The 21,352-nt window shown below is 40.8% G+C and carries 24 protein-coding genes; 23 read left to right on the top strand and 1 reads right to left on the bottom strand.

What is annotated here, in order from left to right:
- The first annotated feature begins 205 nt into the window (after positions 1-205).
- The 17 genes from ABG082_RS10565 (at position 206) to fni (ending at position 16,234) form a co-directional block, all read left to right on the top strand.
- Positions 206-1,258 carry a helix-turn-helix domain-containing protein gene (locus tag ABG082_RS10565; RefSeq protein ID WP_348936084.1) on the top strand — a complete coding sequence of 351 codons (1,053 nt, stop codon included), beginning with the start codon at positions 206-208 and terminating at the stop codon, positions 1,256-1,258.
- The gene (locus ABG082_RS10560) at positions 1,251-2,759 is read left to right on the top strand and encodes an ATP-dependent DNA helicase RecQ (RefSeq protein ID WP_348936083.1); all 1,509 of its coding nucleotides are present in this window, start codon (positions 1,251-1,253) and stop codon (positions 2,757-2,759) included. The genes ABG082_RS10565 and ABG082_RS10560 overlap by 8 nt, the downstream gene beginning before the upstream one ends.
- Positions 2,756-3,397 (top strand): CPBP family intramembrane glutamic endopeptidase, encoded by a 642-nt coding sequence (locus ABG082_RS10555; RefSeq protein ID WP_019744028.1) that lies wholly within the window; start codon positions 2,756-2,758, stop codon positions 3,395-3,397. Before ABG082_RS10560 ends, ABG082_RS10555 begins: the two co-directional genes overlap by 4 nt.
- Positions 3,342-4,106 carry a LysM peptidoglycan-binding domain-containing protein gene (locus tag ABG082_RS10550; RefSeq protein ID WP_039963980.1) on the top strand — a complete coding sequence of 255 codons (765 nt, stop codon included), beginning with the start codon at positions 3,342-3,344 and terminating at the stop codon, positions 4,104-4,106. Before ABG082_RS10555 ends, ABG082_RS10550 begins: the two co-directional genes overlap by 56 nt.
- A gap of 64 nt (positions 4,107-4,170) precedes the next feature.
- Entirely contained in the window at positions 4,171-4,623 is a 453-nt protein-coding gene (locus ABG082_RS10545; protein WP_007500988.1) for a DUF2663 family protein, read from the top strand.
- A gap of 87 nt (positions 4,624-4,710) precedes the next feature.
- On the top strand, positions 4,711-5,499 hold the full coding sequence (locus tag ABG082_RS10540; RefSeq protein ID WP_317327552.1) for a metallophosphoesterase: 789 nt from the start codon (positions 4,711-4,713) through the stop codon (positions 5,497-5,499).
- Between the two features lie 164 nt (positions 5,500-5,663).
- Entirely contained in the window at positions 5,664-6,242 is a 579-nt protein-coding gene (locus ABG082_RS10535) for a genetic competence negative regulator (RefSeq protein WP_007500984.1), read from the top strand.
- 196 nt (positions 6,243-6,438) lie between these two features.
- Positions 6,439-7,713, top strand: coding sequence for a Glu/Leu/Phe/Val dehydrogenase (locus tag ABG082_RS10530; protein ID WP_007500982.1), 1,275 nt, complete (start codon positions 6,439-6,441; stop codon positions 7,711-7,713).
- Positions 7,714-7,838: 125 nt separating this feature from the next.
- On the top strand, positions 7,839-8,810 hold the full coding sequence (locus tag ABG082_RS10525; RefSeq protein ID WP_008344505.1) for a YpdA family putative bacillithiol disulfide reductase: 972 nt from the start codon (positions 7,839-7,841) through the stop codon (positions 8,808-8,810).
- A gap of 155 nt (positions 8,811-8,965) precedes the next feature.
- A complete protein-coding gene (gene prsW / locus ABG082_RS10520; protein ID WP_008344507.1) occupies positions 8,966-9,622 on the top strand; it encodes a glutamic-type intramembrane protease PrsW in 657 nt (218 codons plus the stop codon).
- 132 nt (positions 9,623-9,754) lie between these two features.
- The gene (gene sleB, locus ABG082_RS10515) at positions 9,755-10,666 is read left to right on the top strand and encodes a spore cortex-lytic enzyme (protein WP_008344509.1); all 912 of its coding nucleotides are present in this window, start codon (positions 9,755-9,757) and stop codon (positions 10,664-10,666) included.
- Positions 10,667-10,682: 16 nt separating this feature from the next.
- On the top strand, positions 10,683-12,032 hold the full coding sequence (gene ypeB, locus ABG082_RS10510; protein ID WP_019744024.1) for a germination protein YpeB: 1,350 nt from the start codon (positions 10,683-10,685) through the stop codon (positions 12,030-12,032).
- Positions 12,033-12,134: 102 nt separating this feature from the next.
- Complete coding sequence (locus ABG082_RS10505) at positions 12,135-12,782, top strand: flagellar brake domain-containing protein (protein WP_007500975.1); 648 nt, start codon at positions 12,135-12,137, stop codon at positions 12,780-12,782.
- 63 nt (positions 12,783-12,845) lie between these two features.
- The gene (locus tag ABG082_RS10500; protein ID WP_008344514.1) at positions 12,846-13,028 is read left to right on the top strand and encodes a YpfB family protein; all 183 of its coding nucleotides are present in this window, start codon (positions 12,846-12,848) and stop codon (positions 13,026-13,028) included.
- A 71-nt stretch (positions 13,029-13,099) separates the two neighbouring features.
- Positions 13,100-13,777, top strand: a complete 678-nt coding sequence (gene cmk, locus ABG082_RS10495; RefSeq protein ID WP_017359766.1) for a (d)CMP kinase — start codon at positions 13,100-13,102, stop codon at positions 13,775-13,777.
- Between the two features lie 223 nt (positions 13,778-14,000).
- The gene (gene rpsA / locus ABG082_RS10490; RefSeq protein WP_008344519.1) at positions 14,001-15,152 is read left to right on the top strand and encodes a 30S ribosomal protein S1; all 1,152 of its coding nucleotides are present in this window, start codon (positions 14,001-14,003) and stop codon (positions 15,150-15,152) included.
- Positions 15,153-15,166: 14 nt separating this feature from the next.
- Complete coding sequence (fni, locus tag ABG082_RS10485; RefSeq protein ID WP_348936082.1) at positions 15,167-16,234, top strand: type 2 isopentenyl-diphosphate Delta-isomerase; 1,068 nt, start codon at positions 15,167-15,169, stop codon at positions 16,232-16,234.
- Positions 16,235-16,409: 175 nt separating this feature from the next.
- Here the strand turns inward: fni and ABG082_RS10480 are convergent, their stop codons facing one another.
- Positions 16,410-16,541, bottom strand: coding sequence for a YpzI family protein (locus ABG082_RS10480; protein ID WP_008344525.1), 132 nt, complete (start codon positions 16,539-16,541; stop codon positions 16,410-16,412).
- Between the two features lie 178 nt (positions 16,542-16,719).
- Here ABG082_RS10480 and ABG082_RS10475 point away from each other — a divergent pair, with 178 nt between their 5' ends.
- The 6 genes from ABG082_RS10475 (at position 16,720) to ABG082_RS10450 (ending at position 21,337) form a co-directional block, all read left to right on the top strand.
- Positions 16,720-17,262 (top strand): hypothetical protein, encoded by a 543-nt coding sequence (locus tag ABG082_RS10475; RefSeq protein WP_116307082.1) that lies wholly within the window; start codon positions 16,720-16,722, stop codon positions 17,260-17,262.
- The gene (locus ABG082_RS10470; RefSeq protein WP_007500964.1) at positions 17,259-18,143 is read left to right on the top strand and encodes a YIEGIA family protein; all 885 of its coding nucleotides are present in this window, start codon (positions 17,259-17,261) and stop codon (positions 18,141-18,143) included. Before ABG082_RS10475 ends, ABG082_RS10470 begins: the two co-directional genes overlap by 4 nt.
- 6 nt (positions 18,144-18,149) lie before the next feature.
- Positions 18,150-18,344, top strand: coding sequence for a hypothetical protein (locus ABG082_RS10465; RefSeq protein ID WP_008344527.1), 195 nt, complete (start codon positions 18,150-18,152; stop codon positions 18,342-18,344).
- Positions 18,345-18,503: 159 nt separating this feature from the next.
- Entirely contained in the window at positions 18,504-19,814 is a 1,311-nt protein-coding gene (der, locus tag ABG082_RS10460) for a ribosome biogenesis GTPase Der (protein WP_008344528.1), read from the top strand.
- Between the two features lie 14 nt (positions 19,815-19,828).
- A complete protein-coding gene (locus ABG082_RS10455) occupies positions 19,829-20,866 on the top strand; it encodes an NAD(P)H-dependent glycerol-3-phosphate dehydrogenase (RefSeq protein ID WP_008344529.1) in 1,038 nt (345 codons plus the stop codon).
- Between the two features lie 267 nt (positions 20,867-21,133).
- Positions 21,134-21,337: a DUF2768 domain-containing protein gene (locus ABG082_RS10450; RefSeq protein ID WP_008344530.1), complete on the top strand. Its 204-nt coding sequence runs from the start codon at positions 21,134-21,136 to the stop codon at positions 21,335-21,337.
- Positions 21,338-21,352 lie beyond the last annotated feature (15 nt).

Here is a 21,352-nt window from a genome sequence, read left to right as displayed (position 1 = left end):
ATAAAAAACCAATTTCCTCAAACCTTATTGTAATGATTTTAAATTCACATTTCAACTGTAAAGTGATTGAGAATGCTTATCACATAAGGGTTTGTTCATAACTTTCCCCCATTAATTGAGTTTAAACATTTCTTCTTCAATGAAATCTGTTAAAATAAAGGGAGAAAATATTCGAATTTTGTCAGGAAGACAGGTGCTTTGGTCAATGACGATTCATTACTTGGATGTCATGTTGATGGACAGCGTACATAAATTGAACGGCGAACGCTCCATTAGTGCTGTCTACCATCTTTTTAAAGGGAAAAAATCATCACAAACGATACAGGATGCAAGTTTGTTTCAGCTTTCTAGCTACTTCGGCTGCTATCCAGCTTTTACGAGGGATCAGCTGAACCGCTCTGTGCAAAGGCTAAAAGAGCAGCACTTCATCAGAAAGGCAGGGGATACATTCATCGCCACAGATGCAGGAATAAGTATGCTCAGGCAGTGTTTCACTGAAAAACCGATGCCAGTTTATTTTGATGGTGCCAAGTATCATGATAAAGCAAAGGTGTTATGGATGAGGCTGTCTTTACTTGTGCAGGTCCTTTCACATCATGCAGCGAGGTCACAACACTATGTGCCGATTCAAAGAGATGTATCGGTTCAAAGCTGGACGAAATTCTTCTTCTCGCAATATCACCAGAAGAAAAAGCTTTCTGAAGATATCCATCATGAGCTTGAAACACTTCTTGCTCATTTAACTGATCAAGAGGCACTGCTTTTTGTTTATTCATTGACTTCAAATGAAAGAATCGGACGGACGTATCAGCAAATGGCGGAATGGATGAAAGAAGATGTATGGTATGTTTACTTGCGTTTTTGGAATGTGCTCCATTATTTTATTCAATGTGCGCAAAAAGGTGAGGCACCGATCATCCAGCGAATGATAGATGATCTTCAATTCAAACGTGTGCTGACCACCTCTACCCATAAAACGCTTGAGCTTGTACAAAAAGGGTTCAGTATTGATCAAATTGCTCATATTCGTTCATTAAAAAAAGCGACAATCGAAGATCATATTGTGGAGCTCTCGATACATGAGCCGAGCTTCTCGATTGAACCATATGTCAGCAGTGAAGCTCAAAAGGCGATACATGAGGTAGCCGGTCAGCTCCAAACCAACAAGATGAAGCTGATCAAAGAAAGTCTCGAGCATTCATTTACTTATTTTCAAATACGATTGGCATTGACAAGGATGGTGAAAGCAAATGGATAAGCTTCATCAGACGCTGATGCGATATTATGGTTATGATGCCTTCAAAACAGGTCAGGAGGACATTATTCGAAGTGTACTTCAACAAAAAGATACGGTTGCCATGCTTCCTACTGGTGGCGGGAAGTCCCTTTGTTATCAAATTCCGGGCTATTTGACAGACGGGTTAGTGCTGATCATTTCACCTCTTTTATCACTCATGGAAGATCAAGTAGAACGCATGAAAATGCGCGGTGAAAAGCGAGTGGCTGCGCTTAACAGTACACTGTCCTTTCAGGAAAGAAGACATATTATTCGGCATTTGCCATCATATAAATTTTTATTTGTCGCACCTGAAGCGCTTATGTCAGAGGTATTGGTAGAGCAGCTCAAAGCGATGCATGTGGGTCTATTCGTTGTAGATGAAGCTCACTGTATATCGGAATGGGGACATGATTTCCGCCCGGAATACTCCAAGCTTGGAGAATGGAGAGAAGCGCTCGGCAATCCTGTCGCCTTAGCACTAACGGCAACTGCGACGAAACAAACCTTAAAAGATACTGTGCAAACGTTGCGGCTAGAGCATCCAGATGTTCATATTCATTCAGTCAACCGGCCGAATATTGCACTATTAAAAGAGGCGCATGAAACGAAAGAAGCAAAAGAGAAACGAGCACTTGAGCTTGTGGAAACCCTTCAAGGGCCTGGGCTGATTTATTGTCCGACCCGGCAAATGACAGAAGATATTTCACGTTTGGTGAAACAAAAAACGCATCAACGTGTAGAGTTTTATCATGGCGGAATGGAGTCAGGGGACCGCATGCTGATCCAGCAGCAATTTATCAGTGGTCAAATTGATCTCATTTGCTGTACAAGTGCTTTTGGAATGGGAATTGATAAAGCAAATATACGCTTTGTGATTCATATGAGTCCGCCTCAGTCAATTGAAGCATTTATGCAGGAAATTGGAAGAGCTGGACGGGACGGGAAAAATAGTGTGAGCGTTCTTTTATATACAGAAGAGGATGCGGATATTCAAAGTCATTTGATTCAAGCAGAAGGTTTTGATGATCCAGAAATTGATTTTTTCTTAGCCCGAGTATCACAAATGCCGATAAATGATGAAAAGAAATTACGTGAACAATTGATGGAAGCAGGGCTTCAGGAGACGCGTGCGCGAATGCTCTCGCATTATTACATGATGTACCAAACTGAACTGCCCCGTTTGCTCATGAAGAAGCTGAAAGAAAAGCTGCAGGATAGACAAACAGAAAAGCTAAAAAAAGTGTGGCAGTTTAAAGAGCATATCACTGGCCATCGCTGCTTTAGGCAATCTCTGTTATCATACTTTGATGAGCAGCTTGATCTAACGGAGGACGCTTCATTTGGGAACTGCTGCTCTTCATGCGGACTTGACCTGTCTGATTACGAAAAAAAAGATCAACCATTGGAGCTGAATGAAATGAAACACTGGAAGACCGAGCTGGATCGTCTGTTTCACCTGACAAAAGAGGCGCAGCATTGATTGAACAACATCGCCGTATTATTGAAAAATTAACCGATCGACAAGTAGTAGAACAGTTGTATTTCACACAGCTGCTCATGCTGATTGTCTCTTTTTTACTAGGGATGTTTATGTTTGATCATTGGACTGATTTTACAGCCCTATGGCAGATCCGAGATATGCGTATCCTGACTTATGGAATTGGCGGCGCTTTGCTTGTGATTATTGTCGACGCTATTGTCATGAAGGTGTTTCCGGCTCATATGTATGATGATGGCGGATTAAATGAAAAAATGTTCAAAAACCGCAGCATCCCGCATATTGTTTGGTTAACGCTGCTCATTGCCTTTTCAGAAGAAATTTTATTTCGCGGGATCGTTCAGCAGCAATTTGGACTGGAGATTGCAAGCATTGTGTTTGCACTTCTTCACTTTCGCTACTTGTCAAAAATACTCTTGTTTATCCTTGTGGTTTCTATTAGTATTTTTTTAGGACTTTTATACGAGTGGACAGGAAATTTATTCGTTCCTGTCATGACACACTTTGTCATTGACCTAGTCTTTGCATGTCAAATTCGTTTTAAATATTGGGGGAGGGATGAACATGGAAGAAATGTCGAGAATGAAGAGAAAAAAGCAGCAGCTGACAAACATTCATGATGATGATGTAGAGGAAAATCTTGAAGAAGAAAAAGTGCATCCTTCAGATGACTCTCACTTTCCTACACGAGAAGATTTTCATGAATATAAAAAGCAGCGAACCAAAAAGGTGCGTAATCCATTGTTTACGACACTGGCTATTATCTTTCCTATTATTGTCGTCACGGTTTTCTTCCTGTTGATTTATTACACATCAAAGGAAATTAACGATAACAACAATCAAGGTGTTTATATTGATAAAACATCGAGTGCTGACACAGATCCAGTCCCGTCAGCACTTGTTGACACAAAAAATGATTCAAGCGCTGACAAAGCGGATGCGTCTGATGATGAGAAGAAAAAGAAAGATGCTGATAAAGAAAAGCAGCGTTCAAAAGAAAAAGCAGAGCAAAAGAAAAAAGAACAAGCCGCTAAAGAGAAGGCTGAGCGTGAAAAGGCCGAAGCTGCAAAAAAGCGTGAGCAGCAGCAGCTCGCTCTTCAAAAACAGCAGGAAGAAAAAAAGCGAAAAGAAGCAGAAGAGAAGAAGAAGCAGGAAGAAAAGCCTGTTCGTGTCGTGCAGCATACTGTTGGACCAGAGGAAAACTTGTATCGAATTTCCATGAAGTATTATCAAAACCGATCAGGGGAAGAGAAAATTCGAGCTTACAATCATTTAAAAGGAAATAGCGTGTACAGCGGACAAGTATTGAATATCCCATTAGAAAATTAATATTTGACATGAATGAATCGAAAAGCACATACATATGTAGAAAAAAGGGACAAGGGTGTATGTGATGACATTGCACGCAATCAGCCGCTATATGGATCAGCCGACACAGAAAATGATTGAAACATTGATCAAAAGGAAGCGCAAATACGAGGGGTTTGCAAAACAATGCAAAAGGTGGCAATGGACAGCCCTTTTATCACTTGCGATTCTTCTGTTTTATTTTGTGATAACAGCTAATAGCGGGGGCTCCCTGCAGCCGGAAGCGATGATTGCCACATTGCTTGGCCATGAGGTGTTTCTGTTTTGGATCATGGCTGAAGTGTTTGCTTTTTACGCATCGTATTATTATAAGAAAAAAGAAGAAAAGGCTGAGGATGAATATCATAAGCTCAGATGTGAAATTATACAGAAAAGCACAGATTTATGGCCTCAATCAAATCAGTGGAAAGAGCGCGAGGCCGTTTTTCACTTCATGCAGACGCAATATGACATCAACCTCTATTATGAAAGTAAATAATTGAGCAAAAGACGTTTAAACAGTTGAAACGTCTTTTTTCATTCAAGCGTCCTATAAAAGAAAGCTGATACAAGGGAGTCATTCATAATGAAATATGCCATCGGATTTACTGCTGCCATAGCGGCTGTGACAACAGGTGTGTGTGTAACAGCGAAAATGGTGAAAACGGCAAAACAAAACAACATTAAAAAGCATTACTTTACAATAGAAGGACTTAAGTCAGATCGACCTGCTGTCATTTTCTTTATTTCTGATACACATCGCCGTCTAATTAGTGATACTTTATTAGCGGAAGTGGAAGAGCAGCAGCCTGATGTCATTATGATCGGCGGGGACTTAGCTGAAAAGGGAGTCCCTTATGCTAGAGTCGAAGAAAATGTGAAACGTTTAGCAAGGATTGCCCCGGTGTACTTTGTGTGGGGGAATAATGACCATGAGCTGCATCAGCAAAAACTCAAAGACATCCTCCATACCTATCAGGTGACGACATTGCAAAATGAGACGGCTGTGTGGGATTTTGAAGGACAGCCCATTAAAATAGGCGGAATCGATGATATCCGGCTTGAAAAAGCAGATTATGAAGCGATACGGCCGGAGTTTGTCAAAGAAGATGTGAATATCCTTTTATCACACAACCCAGATGTGCATCACTTGATGAGTGAAGAAGAGGGAATTGATCTTGTTTTGAGCGGTCATACCCATGGGGGTCAAATTCGTATTGGGAAATTTGGTCCGTATGAAAAAGGAAGAACAGGCCAAGTCAAAGGTGCTTTCTTTCTGATTAGTAATGGTTACGGAACAACAAAGATTCCGATGCGACTTGGAGCAGAACCAGAAACCCATCTGATCTATTTAATGCCGCTAAAAATGCGCTAAGTTGATGCCCCATCAATATTTTCCATAAAAGTCACCGTAAGCATAGCTTCATGCTTGTCTTCCGTCTTGACACAGTGTAAACTGAATACAAAATTAAGAACCTATGACTCATCATCTCATATACTACAGTATGATGTGTGTTAGAAGAGGCAGGAGGGAACGTTATGCGGCTAGAGCGTCTGAATTATAATAAAATCAAAATTTTTCTCACACTAGATGATCTGACAGACCGAGGTCTTACGAAAGAAGACCTTTGGAAAGATTCGTTCAAAGTTCATCAGCTGTTTAAAGACATGATGAACGAAGCGAATCAGGAGCTCGGTTTTGAAGCGAATGGACCGATTGCTGTTGAAGTATTTTCTCTTCAGGCGCAGGGGATGGTCGTCATTGTGACAAAGAGTCAGCAGGAAGATGCTGATGATGAGTTTGATGAAGATTACATTGAGATGCAAGTCAAGCTCGACGAGAGCAAGCATGTGCTCTATCAATTTGCCTCGTTTGAAGATGTGATTCAACTGTCCCATAGTTTAAGTCGTATTGGACTTTTAGGGGGTACAGTTTACCATTATGAAGGTCAATATTTTCTCAGCCTAGATGATTTCGAAGAACTGTCTGCAGATACGGTCATTTCTATTTTAGCGGAGTTCGGTTCACCGACGACATTAACCATTCACCGGTTAAAAGAATACGGAAAAGTGATCATGCAGGAAGATGCAGTGAAAACGATTCAACTGTATTTTTAATCACTTTTTTCTATTATATTTAATACTGTTGTGATGAAACAACAGTATTTTTTTATATCCATTTTTATATTTATAAACGCTGATATTTTATTTTGATAAAAAACGCTTTTTACCTTTGCTTTACCAGTACGAAGGTGTATACTATTGCTTGAAAGGGAGCAGTAGATCATGAAAGATTTCTAGGGGGTTTATTTTAATGGCAGCCGATCAAAACGCCGCTCATAACGCAGAAGATAAGCTAGATGTTTTAAAGTCAACTCAAACCGTCATACATAAAGCGCTTGATAAATTGGGCTATCCGCAAGAAGTGTATGAATTGCTGAAGGAGCCAATTCGCCTATTAACGGTCAAAATTCCAGTACGTATGGATGATGGATCGGTGAAAATTTTCACTGGTTATCGTGCGCAGCATAATGATGCTGTCGGTCCAACAAAAGGCGGAATACGATTCCACCCGAACGTTACTGAAAAAGAAGTAAAAGCGCTTTCAATTTGGATGAGTTTAAAATGTGGTATTGTGGATCTTCCTTATGGCGGAGGAAAAGGCGGTATTATCTGTGATCCAAGAGAAATGTCATTTAGGGAGCTTGAAAAACTAAGCCGCGGCTATGTTCGCGCAATTAGCCAAATCGTTGGACCAACAAAAGATGTTCCAGCACCAGATGTGTTTACAAACTCTCAAATCATGGCATGGATGATGGATGAGTATTCTAGAATTGATGAATTTAACTCGCCAGGATTTATTACAGGAAAACCAATTGTTCTTGGAGGCTCACATGGACGTGATACTGCAACGGCAAAAGGTGTAACGATCTGTATCAAAGAAGCGGCGAAGAAAAAAGGAATTGACATCAATGGGGCTCGTGTTGTCGTTCAGGGATTCGGAAATGCAGGAAGTTACTTGGCTAAATTTATGTATGATGCCGGAGCGAAAATCGTAGGAATTTCAGATGCTTACGGCGGTTTGTATGATGAAGATGGTCTAGATATTGACTACTTGCTTGACCGACGTGACAGCTTTGGAACCGTCACTAAATTATTTAATGATACAATTACAAACCAAGAGCTGCTTGAGCTAGATTGTGATATCTTAGTACCTGCAGCCATTGAAAACCAAATTACAGAAGATAATGCGGCAAACATTAAGGCCAAAATTGTCGTAGAAGCAGCAAATGGACCAACGACATTGGAAGGGACAAAAATTCTTTCAGATCGTGGTGTACTGCTTGTTCCAGACGTACTTGCAAGTGCGGGTGGAGTGACTGTTTCTTACTTTGAATGGGTTCAGAATAACCAAGGGTTCTACTGGACAGAAGAAGAAGTGGAAACTCGTTTAGAAGATATGATGGTGAAATCATTTAATAATATTTATGAAATGGCGCAAAACCGCCGTATTGATATGCGACTAGCAGCATATATGGTCGGTGTACGTAAAATGGCTGAAGCTTCTCGATTCAGAGGCTGGATTTAAGCGACTTATTTGCATCGCGCCTAAAAATCTCCTATCCTTAAATAGGAGATTTTTTTATTGGGATTATGCAAAGAATCAAACAGCCAAGCAATTGTTATTGCAGTGAAACGACAGGAGTGGAACAAATGAAACAAGAAAAAGCGATCATAATAGGAGGCGGCCCGTGCGGTCTATCAGCTGCCATTGCATTCAAGCAAATTGGGATTGATGCACTTGTGATTGAAAAGGGCAATGTGGTCAACAGTATTTATCATTACCCTACACACCAAACCTTCTTCAGTACAAGTGAAAAGCTTGAGATCGGTGATGTCGCTTTTATCACTGAAAACCGGAAACCCGTTCGTATTCAGGCGCTTTCCTATTACCGAGAGGTGGTCAGACGAAAAAGCCTGCGTGTGAATGCTTTTGAAAAGGTAAACGCTGTGACGAAAAAAGATGGCCATTTTACCGTGAATACATCAAAAGACGACTATACATGTGACTATGTTGTGATTGCGACTGGCTACTATGATCATCCTAACTATATGAATGTAAAAGGGGAAGACCTTCCTCATGTGTATCATTATTTTAAAGAAGGACACCCCTACTTTGATAAAGATGTGACGGTGATCGGCGGGAAGAACTCTAGTGTTGATGCTGCCCTGGAACTTGTTAAATGCGGAAGCAGGGTGACGGTTTTATATAGAGGAACTGAATATTCATCCAGCATCAAACCTTGGATTTTACCAGAGTTTGAAGCGCTTGTTCGAAATGGCACCATTCGAATGGAGTTTGGTGCAGAGGTGAAGGAAATCACAGAACAGGATGTTGTCTTTACAAACCAGCAGGGCCAAACAGATCGAGTGAAAAGTGATTATGTGTTTGCGATGACAGGTTATCATCCTGATCATTCATTTTTAGAAAAAATGGGTGTAACAATCGATCCAGAATCAGGCCGCCCAGCATTTGATGAACAAACAATGGAAACAAATGTAGAAGGTATTTTCATTGCAGGGGTCATTGCAGCTGGTAACAACGCCAACGAAATTTTTATTGAAAATGGAAGATTTCATGGCGGGTTAATTGCAGAAGAAATCAACAAAAGAATCAACGGGTAAAAAAAGAACTGGGTCCTTCTAAGGGATTCAGTTCTTTTTTATGTAAATTGGGATTATATAGAAGATTATTTTTGGGAAAATGGGCTCGAGTCATATAAAAAAGGGGTGATTCGTGGTACGATAATAAAGGATAATGTAGGGAAAGAGGTCTGATTATGATCGCAATCATTTCAGCAGGTTTAGCTCCCGGCATCGCACTTTTAAGTTATTTTTATTTGAAAGATCAATACGACAATGAGCCGGTTCATATGGTCATCAGATCTTTTATGCTAGGTGTCATACTTGTGTTTCCAACCATGTTTATTCAGTATGTCCTCCAAGAGGAAAATATCGCCACGAATCCTATCGTGATTTCATTTGTGACATCGGGTTTTTTAGAAGAATCATTAAAGTGGTTTATTTTAATGGTCAGTGTCTATGCGCACGTACAGTTTGATGAACACTATGACGGGATTGTCTATGGAACAAGTGTCTCGCTTGGATTTGCGACACTTGAAAATATTCTGTACTTAGTTGGTCATGGGGTAGAGTACGCGTTTACACGTGCCTTGCTGCCTGTATCAAGCCACGCTTTATTTGGTGTGGTGATGGGGTTTTATATAGGTAAAGCTCGTTTCTCTGATAAAAAAGAGCAGCGAAAATGGCTGATTCTCTCTTTAATACTTCCTATCCTTTTTCATGGTTTATATGATTTCATTCTTCTTGGCATGAAAAATTGGGGATATATCATGTTGCCGTTCATGATTTTTTTATGGTGGTTTGGTCTGCGGAAAGCCAAAAAAGCCCGTGCGGTGAAGATGGTACAAATTTAAATTGGAAAACGTCCTATACGTCTTTAGGGCGTTTTTTGTCTTTTCCATCCAATTCCCTCCTGTGATGAATGTATAAAAATAGGGATCGGAAGAAACATATATTCAAACATCAAAAGTACAGGAGGATCAAATATGGACAAAGCTCGTTTCATGAAACAAATCGTCCTTATCTTCTCAATTGTTCTGCTCGCGTCTTCATTGATGACAGCTGAAAAAAGTGAAGCTTTCACAAATCAAGTGATTCAGCGGGGAGCTACAGGAGAAGATGTCGTCGAGCTCCAGGCAAGGCTCCAATACAATGGTTTTTACAATGGAAAAATAGACGGGGTGTATGGCTGGGGAACTTACTGGGCCGTGCGCAATTTTCAAAGCCAGTTTGGTGTAAAGAAAGTCGATGGACTCGTAGGGGAAAAAACAAAAAGCCTATTAGTTCAAAAGACGAAATACTATAAAGAGTTTGTGCAACAGCAGTTGCAAAAAGGGAATCAGTTTACGCACTATGGCGGGAAACCTCTTGATCAGCAAACAAAGGCTCCTGCGCAAAGAAACACGCAAAAAAAGACAGCACAAGGTGCAAAAGAGAATCAAAAAAGTCAAAGCGGAGGAAACAGCTCGTCTGGAAAGCAGTCAGGAAATGGTCAAGCAAATCAAACGCCGAAACAAACAGCAGCCAACATGCCAGGTGGTTTTTCAAGCAATGACATTCAGCTCCTTTCACAAGCTGTTTATAGTGAAGCGAGAGGTGAACCTTATGAAGGACAGGTAGCGATCGCAGCCGTCATCTTAAACCGTTTAAACAACCCGACCTTTCCAAACACGATTGCTGGTGTCATTTTTGAACCGCTTGCGTTTACCGCTGTAGCAGATGGACAATTTTATATGGCGCCAAATGAAACCGCTAAAAAGGCAGTATTTGATGCCATTAATGGCTGGGACCCATCTGAAAGCGCCGTTTATTACTTTAATCCTGATACAGCAACAAGCCCATGGATTTGGGGAAGGCCACAAATTAAACGAATCGGGAAACATATTTTCTGTGAATAAAAAGAGGTGTAAATAAATGATCAGAGGAATATTGATTGCTATTTTAGGAATTGCTGTCATCTCAACAGGATACTGGGGCTATAAGGAGCATCAAGAAAAAGATGCAGTGCTGCTTCATGCAGAGAACAACTATCAAAGAGCCTTCCATGATCTAACGTATCAAGTCGATCAGCTGCACGATAAACTTGGCGCAACACTTGCGATGAACAGCCAAACATCTATATCTCCAGCACTTGCAGATGTATGGAGAATGTCATCAGAAGCGCATAACAATGTCAGCCAGCTTCCGCTCACATTGATGCCTTTTAACAAAACAGAAGAGTTTCTAGCGAATGTCGGTGACTTTAGCTACAAATCGTCACTTAAATCTTTATCAGATGAACCATTAAACAAGGATACACACAAAACCATTACCACTTTATATGATCAAGCGGCAGATATTCAAAACGAGCTTAGACAAGTGCAGCATCTCGTACTCAACAAAAATTTAAAATGGATGGATGTTGAAATGGCACTGGCTGATGGAGATCGAAAAAACGACAACACCATCATTGACGGATTGAAAACCGTTGAGAGAAATGCTGATGCGTTTGCAGATGTTGATCTCGGCCCTACAAATGTGTCAACTGAATCAGAAACGCAAGGCTACAACCACTTAAAAGGCCAAAAGATTTCAAAAAAAGAAGCGATCCGCATCGCCCAGCAATTTGCGCCTGACCATAACCAAGATTTTAAGGTGAGAAAAAGTGGGAGTAAAACGAACCGTGATGTCTACAGCCTGTCAATGTCTGACCCTGACAACCGGGCAAACTTTTATTTAGACTTGACTGAAAAAGGAGGCCATCCTGTTTATCTTCTTCAGAACCGTGAAGTGAACAAACAAAAAATCAGTTTAAATGATGCCTCAGAAAAAGCACTAAGTTTCTTAAAGAAGCATGGATTCGATACTGAATCATTTCATTTAGATGAGAGTGCACAATTTGATAATATCGGCGTATTTACCTATGTCCCTTTACAGAATAACGTATTGCTTTATCCAGATAGTATTCGAATGAAAGTCGCTTTAGATGATGGAGAGGTTGTGGGATTCTCAGCGAAAGACTATTTAATGAATCACAGAAAACGTGACATGAAAGCACCAAAAATTTCTCAAAAAGAAGCTGAAAAGACCTTAAATAAACATGTGAAGATCGAGGATACACATGTAGCTCTTGTTCAAAATGATATGTCAGAGGAAGTTCTCTGCTATGAGTTTTTAGGAACCATTAAAAACGACACGTACCGAATGTTCATTAATGCAGATACTGGAAAAGAAGAAAGAGTAGATAAACTAAAAAATGCAGAACCTATATATAAAGACCTATAGAAAAGGAAGCGAGGAAAAGGCGAATAAGCCTTTTCCTTTTGTTTTATACATGGTTTAATATAAGAGAGGATACGATTTCACAGATGAAAAGAGTGATGAGGAATGTTACAAATAGGGGATGCAATCACAATTGAGTATGTCAATGAGAACAAAGAAGTGAAAACTGCAAAATCGAAAGTTTTGGAAAATAATAACGATGATATTTGCATTAATTATCCAGCTGATAAAGAAACGGGGCGCACGATCTATTTAAATCAAGAAACAGAAATCACCGTCTTCTTTTTCGATGAAAATCAAATTCCATACAAATGTACAAGCAAAGTCATTGGGAAAAGAAAAGAAGATATCCCGATGATTGTCGTTTCGATTCCGCCAAAAGAAGAAATGATCCGGCTTCAGCGAAGAGAATATCTTCGAGTGGATACGATGGTGAAAGCGTCCATTACGCAAAATGGTGAAGAAACCTTCGACACATTTATTGTCAATATGAGTGCTGGCGGTGTAGCAATTGCTGTTCCAGAAGGTGTCTCACTAAAAGAATATGGCGAGGTCGTCACAGAGTTTGAACTTTCACTTAAAGAACCAGTGAAAATTAAAGCGATTGCAGAAATGAATCGTGTTTATCAAGATGAACAGACGGGGAAAACAAGAGCGATCATGGAATTTACTGAAATCACAAACGACCACCAGCAGCACATCATGAAGTACTGCTTCCAGCAGCAGCTTCTAACACGTGTGAAAAAAGTATAAGAATAAAGGTTGTCAAAAGCTTCCATACTAGAGAGAAAGAATCTAGCGTTGGAGGCTTTTTGTATGAAAACAATGGAAAGATGGCTATTCAAAGCAGTGCTCATTCAGCTCATTCTGCTTTTAGCGGTTCAGGTCACCCTTCACTTGACGAAAGGAGAACTATTTTTGTCAAAAGTCGTACAATACGAGGGTGTGAATAACATGAGCATTGAAGATTGGATTGAGACATTTAAGCAAAAGGATTGATAGAAAATTCCCCCGTTTGAGCGGTGATCGTGTTACAATTCATAAGGGAGATTCAATCAAGGAGAGGTATTATGAAAAAGAAATTATCTATCGCAATTGACGGTCCTGCTGCAGCAGGAAAAAGTACTGTGGCAAAAATTGTCGCAGCGAAAAAATCATATATTTATATCGATACAGGTGCGATGTACCGCGCAATTACACTTGCGGCACTCAATCAAGGCGTAGATCTTGAAGACGAACAGGCACTTGATGCGTTATTGAAAAACACAGTCATTGAACTTGTGTCAACTGACGAAGGTCAAAAAGTACATTTAGACACGATCGATGTCACAGAAGACATCAGAACAGACCGCGTAAGCAATCAAGTCTCTGTTGTTGCAAAGCATCGAGCTGTTAGGGAAGAAATGGTCCGCAGGCAGCAAGAGCTGGGGAACCGAGGCGGTGTCGTCATGGATGGAAGAGACATTGGCACGCATGTTCTTCCAGATGCAGAAGTGAAAATTTTCTTGCTTGCGTCAGTAGAGGAAAGAGCAAAACGTCGTTTTGAAGAAAATCAGAAAAAAGGCTATGATGTCAACTACGATCAGCTGATCGAAGAGATTGCAAGACGTGACAAGCTTGATTCTGAGCGGGAGGTATCACCGCTGAAGAAAGCAGATGACGCCATTGAAATTGACACGACTTCTCTTTCTATTCAAGAGGTTGCAGGTAAAATTTTAGATGCAGCAGAGCGTGTAGAAAAACAGTAAGAAATTTTAGAAAACTTTTATAAGTTAGAGGTTTATCTCTTGACAAACAAGGTCTTTTATTAGAAGTTTATACTAATACTATTTTTATTGATCATTCAAGCAATTCTGTTGATTTGAATGTTTCTATAATACATATTCGGCTGGCAATCATCATGCTAAGGACACATATTCACCCAGTCGTTTTAACTAAGCTGTGTAGGTTTGGACCAAGGAGGTTATCGAAATGACAGAGGAAATGAATCAAATCGATGTTCAGGTACCAGAGGTTGGAGATGTAGTGAAAGGGATTGTTTCTAAAGTTGAGGACAAGCATGTCAATGTAGATATCGTCAATGTGAAACAACCTGGGATCATCCCAATCAGTGAATTATCAAGTCTTCACGTTGAAAAAGCATCAGATGTCGTGAAAGATGGCGACGAGTTAGAGCTTAAAGTAACAAAGGTCGAAGACGATGCTTTGATTTTATCGAAACGTGCTGTTGATGCAGACCGCGCTTGGGAAGACCTAGAGAAAAAGTTTGAAACAAAAGAAGTATTTGAAGCAGAAGTAAAAGACGTTGTCAAAGGTGGTCTAGTGGTCGACATTGGTGTTCGCGGATTTATTCCTGCGTCTCTTGTTGAGGCACACTATGTAGAAGACTTCACTGACTACAAAGGAAAAACACTCTCGCTTGTTGTGGTAGAGCTTGACCGCGAAAAAAACCGCGTGATTCTATCGCATCGTGCAGTCGTTGAGCAAGAACAATTAGACAAGAAGCAAGACTTCCTGCAAAAGCTTGCAGTAGGCAGTGTGATTGATGGAAAAGTGCAGCGCCTGACTGACTTTGGTGCATTTGTTGACATTGGCGGCATTGATGGATTAGTTCACATTTCTCAACTATCCCATGCGCATGTCGAAAAGCCATCTGACGTTGTTGAAGAAGGACAGGAAGTGAAAGTCAAAGTTCTTGCTGTTGACCGCGATAACGAACGTATCTCACTATCTATTAAAGAAACATTACCAGGACCTTGGAGCCAAATTGGTGAAAAGGTAAAACAAGGTGATGTTCTTGAAGGAACCGTTCAACGTCTTGTGAGCTTTGGTGCATTTGTTGAAATTCTGCCAGGTGTAGAAGGACTTGTGCATATTTCCCAAATTTCACACAAACATATTGGTACTCCTCAAGAAGTCCTTGAAGAAGGGCAGACTGTGAAAGTGAAAGTGCTTGATGTCAATGAAGATGAAGAGCGCATTTCACTTAGCATTCGTGAATTAGAAGAGAATCCTGAAAAACAAATCGAAGAGGATTACCGTCAATATCAGGCGAAAGAAGAAAATACAAGCGGATTCCAGCTTGGTGACCTGATTGGTGATAAACTCAATAAACTAAAATAATTTGGTGATCAAAATTGACGCGAGCAGAAAGAAAGAAACAGCATATTGAGCATGCTTTGTCGACTGGCCAGCATGCAGCAACAGGTTTACAAGATGTTTCCTTCGTTCACGCCAGTTTACCAGATCTTGCGACATCACAAATTGATACACATACGACAATTGGCGGACTGACTTTCGGTTCGCCAATTTTTATCAATGCAATGACTGGTGGAGGCGGAGAATCGACCTATGAGATTAATCGCTCTTTATCTATCGCAGCGAAGGAAACCAATATTCCAGTAGCAGTCGGATCACAAATGGCTGCACTGAAAGATGCAGACGAACGTCGTACGTATGAAGTGGTTCGAAAGATGAATCCGGATGGACTCGTTTTTGCCAATTTAGGCAGTGAGGCGACAATTCAGCAAGCACGGGATGCCGTTGACATGCTGGAGGCAAACATGCTCCAAATTCACTTAAACGTGATTCAAGAGATCGTCATGCCTGAAGGAGATCGTGATTTCAGAGGTGCTGTTGAGCGGATCGCAGCCATCACTGAATCAATTGAGGTACCTGTTGTCGTCAAAGAAGTTGGATTTGGGATGAATAAGGAAACAGCAAAGAAATTATTTGATGCTGGAGTTGCTGCTGTTGATGTAGGCGGATTTGGGGGAACGAATTTTTCTAAAATCGAGAACCTGCGCCGTCAAAAAGCACTTCGCTATTTTGACCAGTGGGGAATTCCAACTGCAGCGAGTCTGGCTGAAGTACATACAGCCTTTCCAGATCAAACCGTCCTAGCTTCTGGAGGCATTCAAGATGCACTTGATGTGACAAAATCAATTGCTCTTGGTGCGTCTGCCGCTGGATTAGCCGGCTTTTTCTTAAAATCCCTGACGAGTGGAGGAGAAAAGGACCTCATCTCTGATATCATTGATCTACAAGATGATGTGAAGATGTTGATGACAGTACTTGGCATGAAGACAATTGAGGAGCTACGGCAAGCTCCGATTGTGCTTACAGGGGAAACAAGTCATTGGCTGAAAGAAAGAGGCGTGGATACTACGTACTATAGTTTAAGAAATAAGAAGACAAAGGACTAAATGAAATTTTAGCCCTTTGTCTTCTTTTCAGCGTGAAAGAAAACCTTTACAGTCTATGAAAGACAGCTACTTTTGCGGAGCGAATTTGACATTCGTGAGCACCAGCGCGCAGGACTGACATCGAATGCGAGGGTTTGTCTACACGCTGAGACATGTGATGATCACATGTCTTTTTTTATTGATTTCTTTTGCGAGCGTCTTCCGGGCCTTCTAAAGTTGTTGCCCCTTTGTGATGAATGGATTGATCACGGTCAGATTCAACTCTTCTTGATGCCTTTAGGCGTTTTTCCTGTCTATCCTTACCCATCATACATCCCTCCTCAACTATTAGGGTGTCACCTCTTGTTTATTTCATGCAAATCCCGCACCTTCTCATACGTTTAAAAACTGGAGATTTTCCCATAATGTAATTGAGGTGATGAGGGTTGGAGGCATTGTACTATTATTGGTCAATATGGTTCGTTTGGATTATGGTGACATTTATCATGGAGAAAAGCACATGGCGCAATGTGCTGGGCGTATGTGTTCTCATTCATATTATATGCAGTCATGTCATGGTTTCTATTTTAGACATTAGGATCAATGCAGGATTTTTGATGACCTTTTTATATGCTTGCATGTCATTCGTGATCTTTCGGCCTGCTCATCGAATCATGCGAATCATGCAATTAGGTTCCATGGTCAGTGCGTATGCCTTTTTTATGATTTTTGCATTATATGATCCAGTTTGGTTCACGATAATAAAGGTGGACTGGGTTGTATTTGCCTTGCTGATCTTGATGTGTTTAACATATGGGCATCAGTTAACGGAACGGATCACTTTATGGATGATGGCTATATGTCTGGGGGAAGCCCTTTATGTGCTTACGATTCATCGCCTCACATCTTCCATTGTCATAGGAGATCTCTCGTTTCTTTCCATGGCTGTTCAAGGAGCTGTTTTTCTATTAGGTGTAGGTCAGCTTGAAAAACTCTTGAACACCCGTTCATCTAGAAAACCAGTAAAAGGGGCTGCAAAATCAACATGACGGATTACACGTTTCCTGTGATTATTGGTGTCATCTTTGGGATGGCGGCTAGGCTTTATATGCTAAGAACTGATTATCGGCAATATCCCACATATATTCATGGACAAGTGATTCACATTGCGCTTGGTTTTATCGCATCAGGGCTTGGTGCTATTATTATGCCTGCACTGATCCAGGAAGAATTCACTGCTATTACCTTTCTGACGCTTGCAGCCACGCAATTTCGTGATGTGCGTAATATGGAAAGAAATACATTGACCCAAATGGATTCGTACGAGCTTGTCTCACGAGGCAGTACATATATCGAAGGCATTGCGATTGCCTTTGAAAGTCGAAATTATATTGCCATTCTTACTGCCCTTATTACAACGACCGCCTGTATTTTCTTCTCGCTCGTCGTTGGGACAGTGGTCGGTATTCTTTGTTTTTTCATGGCAAAACTATTAATGTCAGGGAGCCAATTAAAGGATATCGTGAATATTCAAAAAGGGGAACTTCGCTTTGACGGCGCAGGACTTTACGTAAATGATATTTACATTATGAATATCGGGCTGCCTGAAAAGCAAAAATTGATTTTAGAGCACGGAATGGGGTTCATCTTGACTCCAAAGAATTTTAACTCGGCCACAACCATCGCAAACCTTGGGCAGCGGCAAGCCATCTTATTTGATTTATCCAACGTGCTTGGTGTATACCGAGATTCTGGTGAACCATCGCTTTGTCCGCTCGCAAAACGTGATCTGAATAATGGCACACTTGGCGTATTCATTTTACCGCAATGGCAGCGTGAAGATTTGGCTGTCCGTGTATTAGAAGAGGTGCCTATTTTAGAAAATGCCATTAGAATGCCGACAGATTTCATTAAAAAGAAAGTGAGGTAATAGGGCATGGCGAACACCATTGAACAATTTATATTGGCTGTGGCGACAACAAATAAAGAGCGGGTCATTGGCGGAACAGCCGTTTTTTTCTGTGAAAATAAAGAAGAGCTCGACATGTATGCCATGAATTTAGAGGCCATTTTAGATGGAATTGCACACGGCATTGGAGAAGATCTTTACTTGATCGTCAAACATTTTTAAGTTATTCATTGTGGTCTGATTAAAAATTGATATAATATATAAGTTGAACCCTTCATGTTTGAAGGGTTTATTTCATAAAACTGAATGAAAATTATAAATCCCGGTTGAAACATGATGATGAACATATTGAATCGCGGCTGGATTGAAAGGAAGGGTACTATGGGTAAACCTGTCGTAGCCATTGTTGGAAGGCCCAACGTTGGAAAATCTACAATTTTTAATCGAATCGCAGGCGAAAGAATATCGATTGTAGAAGACACACCTGGTGTAACAAGAGATCGAATCTATAGCTCTGCTGAATGGTTAAATTATGACTTTAATTTAATAGATACTGGTGGAATTGATATTGGAGATGAGCCGTTTTTGGCGCAAATTCGCCATCAGGCTGAAATCGCAATGGATGAAGCGGATGTTATTATCTTTATGGTCAATGGAAGAGATGGCGTCACATCTGCGGATGAAGAAGTCGCAAAAATTTTATATCGCACGAAAAAACCTGTCGTACTTGCTGTCAATAAATTGGACAACCCTGAAATGAGAAGCGACGTGTATGACTTTTATGCACTTGGATTTGGCGAACCGTATCCGATTTCTGGAACGCACGGACTCGGTCTAGGTGATCTGCTTGATGCTGTCGCAGAGCATTTCAAAAACTTACCAGATACACAGTATGATGAAGAAGTGGTACAGTTCTGCTTAATTGGCCGCCCAAATGTAGGGAAATCCTCTTTGGTGAATGCGATGCTCGGTGAAGAACGTGTCATTGTCAGCAACATCGCTGGTACAACAAGAGATGCTGTAGATACAATGTTTACGTACAACCAACGTGACTTTGTCATTGTCGACACAGCTGGTATGAGGAAAAAAGGGAAAGTTTATGAAACAACAGAGAAATACAGTGTACTCCGTGCGTTGAAAGCCATTGATCGATCGGATGTTGTCGCTGTAGTTCTTGATGGTGAAGAAGGCATTATTGAACAGGATAAACGTATTGCCGGCTACGCACACGAAGCGGGTAAAGCCGTTGTGATCATTGTGAACAAGTGGGATGCTGTTGAAAAAGACGAGCGTACAATGAAGGAATTTGAGCAAAACATTCGTGAGCATTTTCAATTCCTTGATTATGCCCCTGTCTTATTCATGTCTGCTCTTACGAAAAAGAGAATTCACACGTTAATGCCAACAATCATTACCGCTAGTGAAAATCATGCGATGCGCGTTCAAACGAACATTCTAAACGATATTATCATGGATGCCGTAGCAATGAACCCAACGCCGACCCATAACGGACAGCGTCTGAAAATTTACTATGCAACACAAGTGGCGATCAAACCGCCGTCCTTTGTTGTGTTTGTAAATGATCCAGAACTTATGCACTTTTCTTATGAGCGTTTCCTAGAAAACCGAATTCGAGATGCATTTGGTTTTGAAGGAACACCAATTAAAATATTTGCGAGAGCGAGAAAATAAAAAGGGTGAGCAGGATGAAGAAAATTTCAGTACTTGGAGCAGGGAGCTGGGGAACAGCTCTTGCGCTTGTATTAGCTGATAATCATCATGATGTACACATGTGGGGACATAGACAAGAATTAATTGATCAAATCAATGAGAAACATGAAAATCATGATTACTTGCCTAATGTTGCATTACCAGCGTCTATTCAAGCGACAACAGATATGAAACAGGCACTAGAAGGGACAGATGCGATTATTGTCGCTGTGCCAACAAAGGCCATTCGAGAAGTATTGAAACAGGCAAATGAGTTCATTACGTCAAAGGTGCCATTTGTTCATGTCAGTAAAGGAATTGAACCAGATACACTTCTTAGAATTTCTCAAATGATCGAACAAGAAGTCCCAGAAGCAAAAAGAGAAGCAGTTGTTGTCCTGTCAGGACCAAGTCACGCTGAAGAAGTTGGCTTGCGTCATCCGACAACTGTTACAGTTTCATCAGAACATATTGAAGCGGCTCAATTTGTTCAAGATTTGTTTATGAACAATAACTTCAGAGTGTACACAAACCCTGATGTGATTGGTGTGGAAATTGGCGGGGCGCTGAAAAACATCATCGCTCTTGCGGCAGGGATCACAGACGGACTCGGATATGGCGATAATGCGAAAGCAGCGCTCATCACAAGGGGTCTTGCTGAAATCGCCCGCCTCGGCACAAAAATGGGAGGAAACCCTCTTACGTTTGCCGGATTAACAGGTGTTGGAGATTTGATTGTCACATGTACAAGTGTTCATTCGCGTAACTGGCGCTGCGGGAATTTACTCGGTAAAGGATATAAGCTCGAAGAAGTGCTTGAAAAAATGGGGATGGTTGTCGAAGGCGTCCGCACAACAAAAGGCGCTTATCAGCTCTCCAAAGAATACAAGGTCAGCATGCCGATTACAGAGGCTCTTTACGGCGTCCTATTTGAAGGGAAAAAGGTAGACGATGCTGTAGAATCATTAATGGCACGTGTGAAAACACATGAGATGGAAGACCTTGTGAACATGTTCGAAAACCAAACAAAATAATTGGAAGACTGAACTTAGGCGTGTAGAGGATGCAAGAAGGGGAAGACTTGCATAACATAACAATGAAGTTTGAATAGAGCTTTGCCTCTACAGAATGAGGAAAAATAGTCGACCTAATGACTGAAGCAGAGTCCCCCTCTTTGCTTCAGTTTTTTTATGCACTTTTTTCTGAATTGATTGGAAAAATGATTGATATTTTACTTAATTTTGGTTTAGAATGAAATATAAACGCTTACAATTCGTTTGTATTAAAGGGGGACAGGCACGATGAGTTTTGCTTTAATCAAGATGTGGTTTGCGCTTGGTTCAATGGGGCTCATGTTTTTAGCCGTTGTAACCATTTATCTGAGTAGGTTTAAGCTGAAGAGCCGGTTTCTGAAAATAACAGCCTCAACTGTCGCGTACAGCTTAATGCTCATATCAGGTATCATTGTGTTTTTAGTTGTATTTAGCGGACCAGTCAATGAATAAAGAAAAAGGAAGAAT

It is taken from the genome of Bacillus sp. BS1807G30 (genome assembly GCF_040047675.1).
Classification (GTDB): domain Bacteria; phylum Bacillota; class Bacilli; order Bacillales; family Bacillaceae; genus Bacillus; species Bacillus altitudinis.
The sequence above is the reverse complement of the archived record's forward strand: the minus strand, read 5'-3'. Positions and strand labels throughout refer to the sequence as shown.

Bases quoted from the DNA above. Each gene is read 5' to 3' on its own strand.
- ABG082_RS10565 (WP_348936084.1), top strand. From the start codon at position 206: ATGACGATTCATTACTTGGATGTCATGTTGATGGACAGCGTACATAAA.
- ABG082_RS10560 (WP_348936083.1), top strand. From the start codon at position 1,251: ATGGATAAGCTTCATCAGACGCTGATGCGATATTATGGTTATGATGCC.
- ABG082_RS10550 (WP_039963980.1), top strand. From the start codon at position 3,342: ATGGAAGAAATGTCGAGAATGAAGAGAAAAAAGCAGCAGCTGACAAAC.
- ABG082_RS10545 (WP_007500988.1), top strand. From the start codon at position 4,171: ATGACATTGCACGCAATCAGCCGCTATATGGATCAGCCGACACAGAAA.
- ABG082_RS10540 (WP_317327552.1), top strand. From the start codon at position 4,711: ATGAAATATGCCATCGGATTTACTGCTGCCATAGCGGCTGTGACAACA.
- ABG082_RS10535 (WP_007500984.1), top strand. From the start codon at position 5,664: ATGCGGCTAGAGCGTCTGAATTATAATAAAATCAAAATTTTTCTCACA.
- ABG082_RS10530 (WP_007500982.1), top strand. From the start codon at position 6,439: ATGGCAGCCGATCAAAACGCCGCTCATAACGCAGAAGATAAGCTAGAT.
- ABG082_RS10525 (WP_008344505.1), top strand. From the start codon at position 7,839: ATGAAACAAGAAAAAGCGATCATAATAGGAGGCGGCCCGTGCGGTCTA.
- prsW (WP_008344507.1), top strand. From the start codon at position 8,966: ATGATCGCAATCATTTCAGCAGGTTTAGCTCCCGGCATCGCACTTTTA.
- sleB (WP_008344509.1), top strand. From the start codon at position 9,755: ATGGACAAAGCTCGTTTCATGAAACAAATCGTCCTTATCTTCTCAATT.
- ypeB (WP_019744024.1), top strand. From the start codon at position 10,683: ATGATCAGAGGAATATTGATTGCTATTTTAGGAATTGCTGTCATCTCA.
- ABG082_RS10505 (WP_007500975.1), top strand. From the start codon at position 12,135: ATGTTACAAATAGGGGATGCAATCACAATTGAGTATGTCAATGAGAAC.
- ABG082_RS10500 (WP_008344514.1), top strand. From the start codon at position 12,846: ATGAAAACAATGGAAAGATGGCTATTCAAAGCAGTGCTCATTCAGCTC.
- cmk (WP_017359766.1), top strand. From the start codon at position 13,100: ATGAAAAAGAAATTATCTATCGCAATTGACGGTCCTGCTGCAGCAGGA.
- rpsA (WP_008344519.1), top strand. From the start codon at position 14,001: ATGACAGAGGAAATGAATCAAATCGATGTTCAGGTACCAGAGGTTGGA.
- ABG082_RS10480 (WP_008344525.1), bottom strand. From the start codon at position 16,541: ATGGGTAAGGATAGACAGGAAAAACGCCTAAAGGCATCAAGAAGAGTT.
- ABG082_RS10475 (WP_116307082.1), top strand. From the start codon at position 16,720: ATGGAGAAAAGCACATGGCGCAATGTGCTGGGCGTATGTGTTCTCATT.
- ABG082_RS10470 (WP_007500964.1), top strand. From the start codon at position 17,259: ATGACGGATTACACGTTTCCTGTGATTATTGGTGTCATCTTTGGGATG.
- ABG082_RS10465 (WP_008344527.1), top strand. From the start codon at position 18,150: ATGGCGAACACCATTGAACAATTTATATTGGCTGTGGCGACAACAAAT.
- der (WP_008344528.1), top strand. From the start codon at position 18,504: ATGGGTAAACCTGTCGTAGCCATTGTTGGAAGGCCCAACGTTGGAAAA.
- ABG082_RS10455 (WP_008344529.1), top strand. From the start codon at position 19,829: ATGAAGAAAATTTCAGTACTTGGAGCAGGGAGCTGGGGAACAGCTCTT.
- ABG082_RS10450 (WP_008344530.1), top strand. From the start codon at position 21,134: ATGAGTTTTGCTTTAATCAAGATGTGGTTTGCGCTTGGTTCAATGGGG.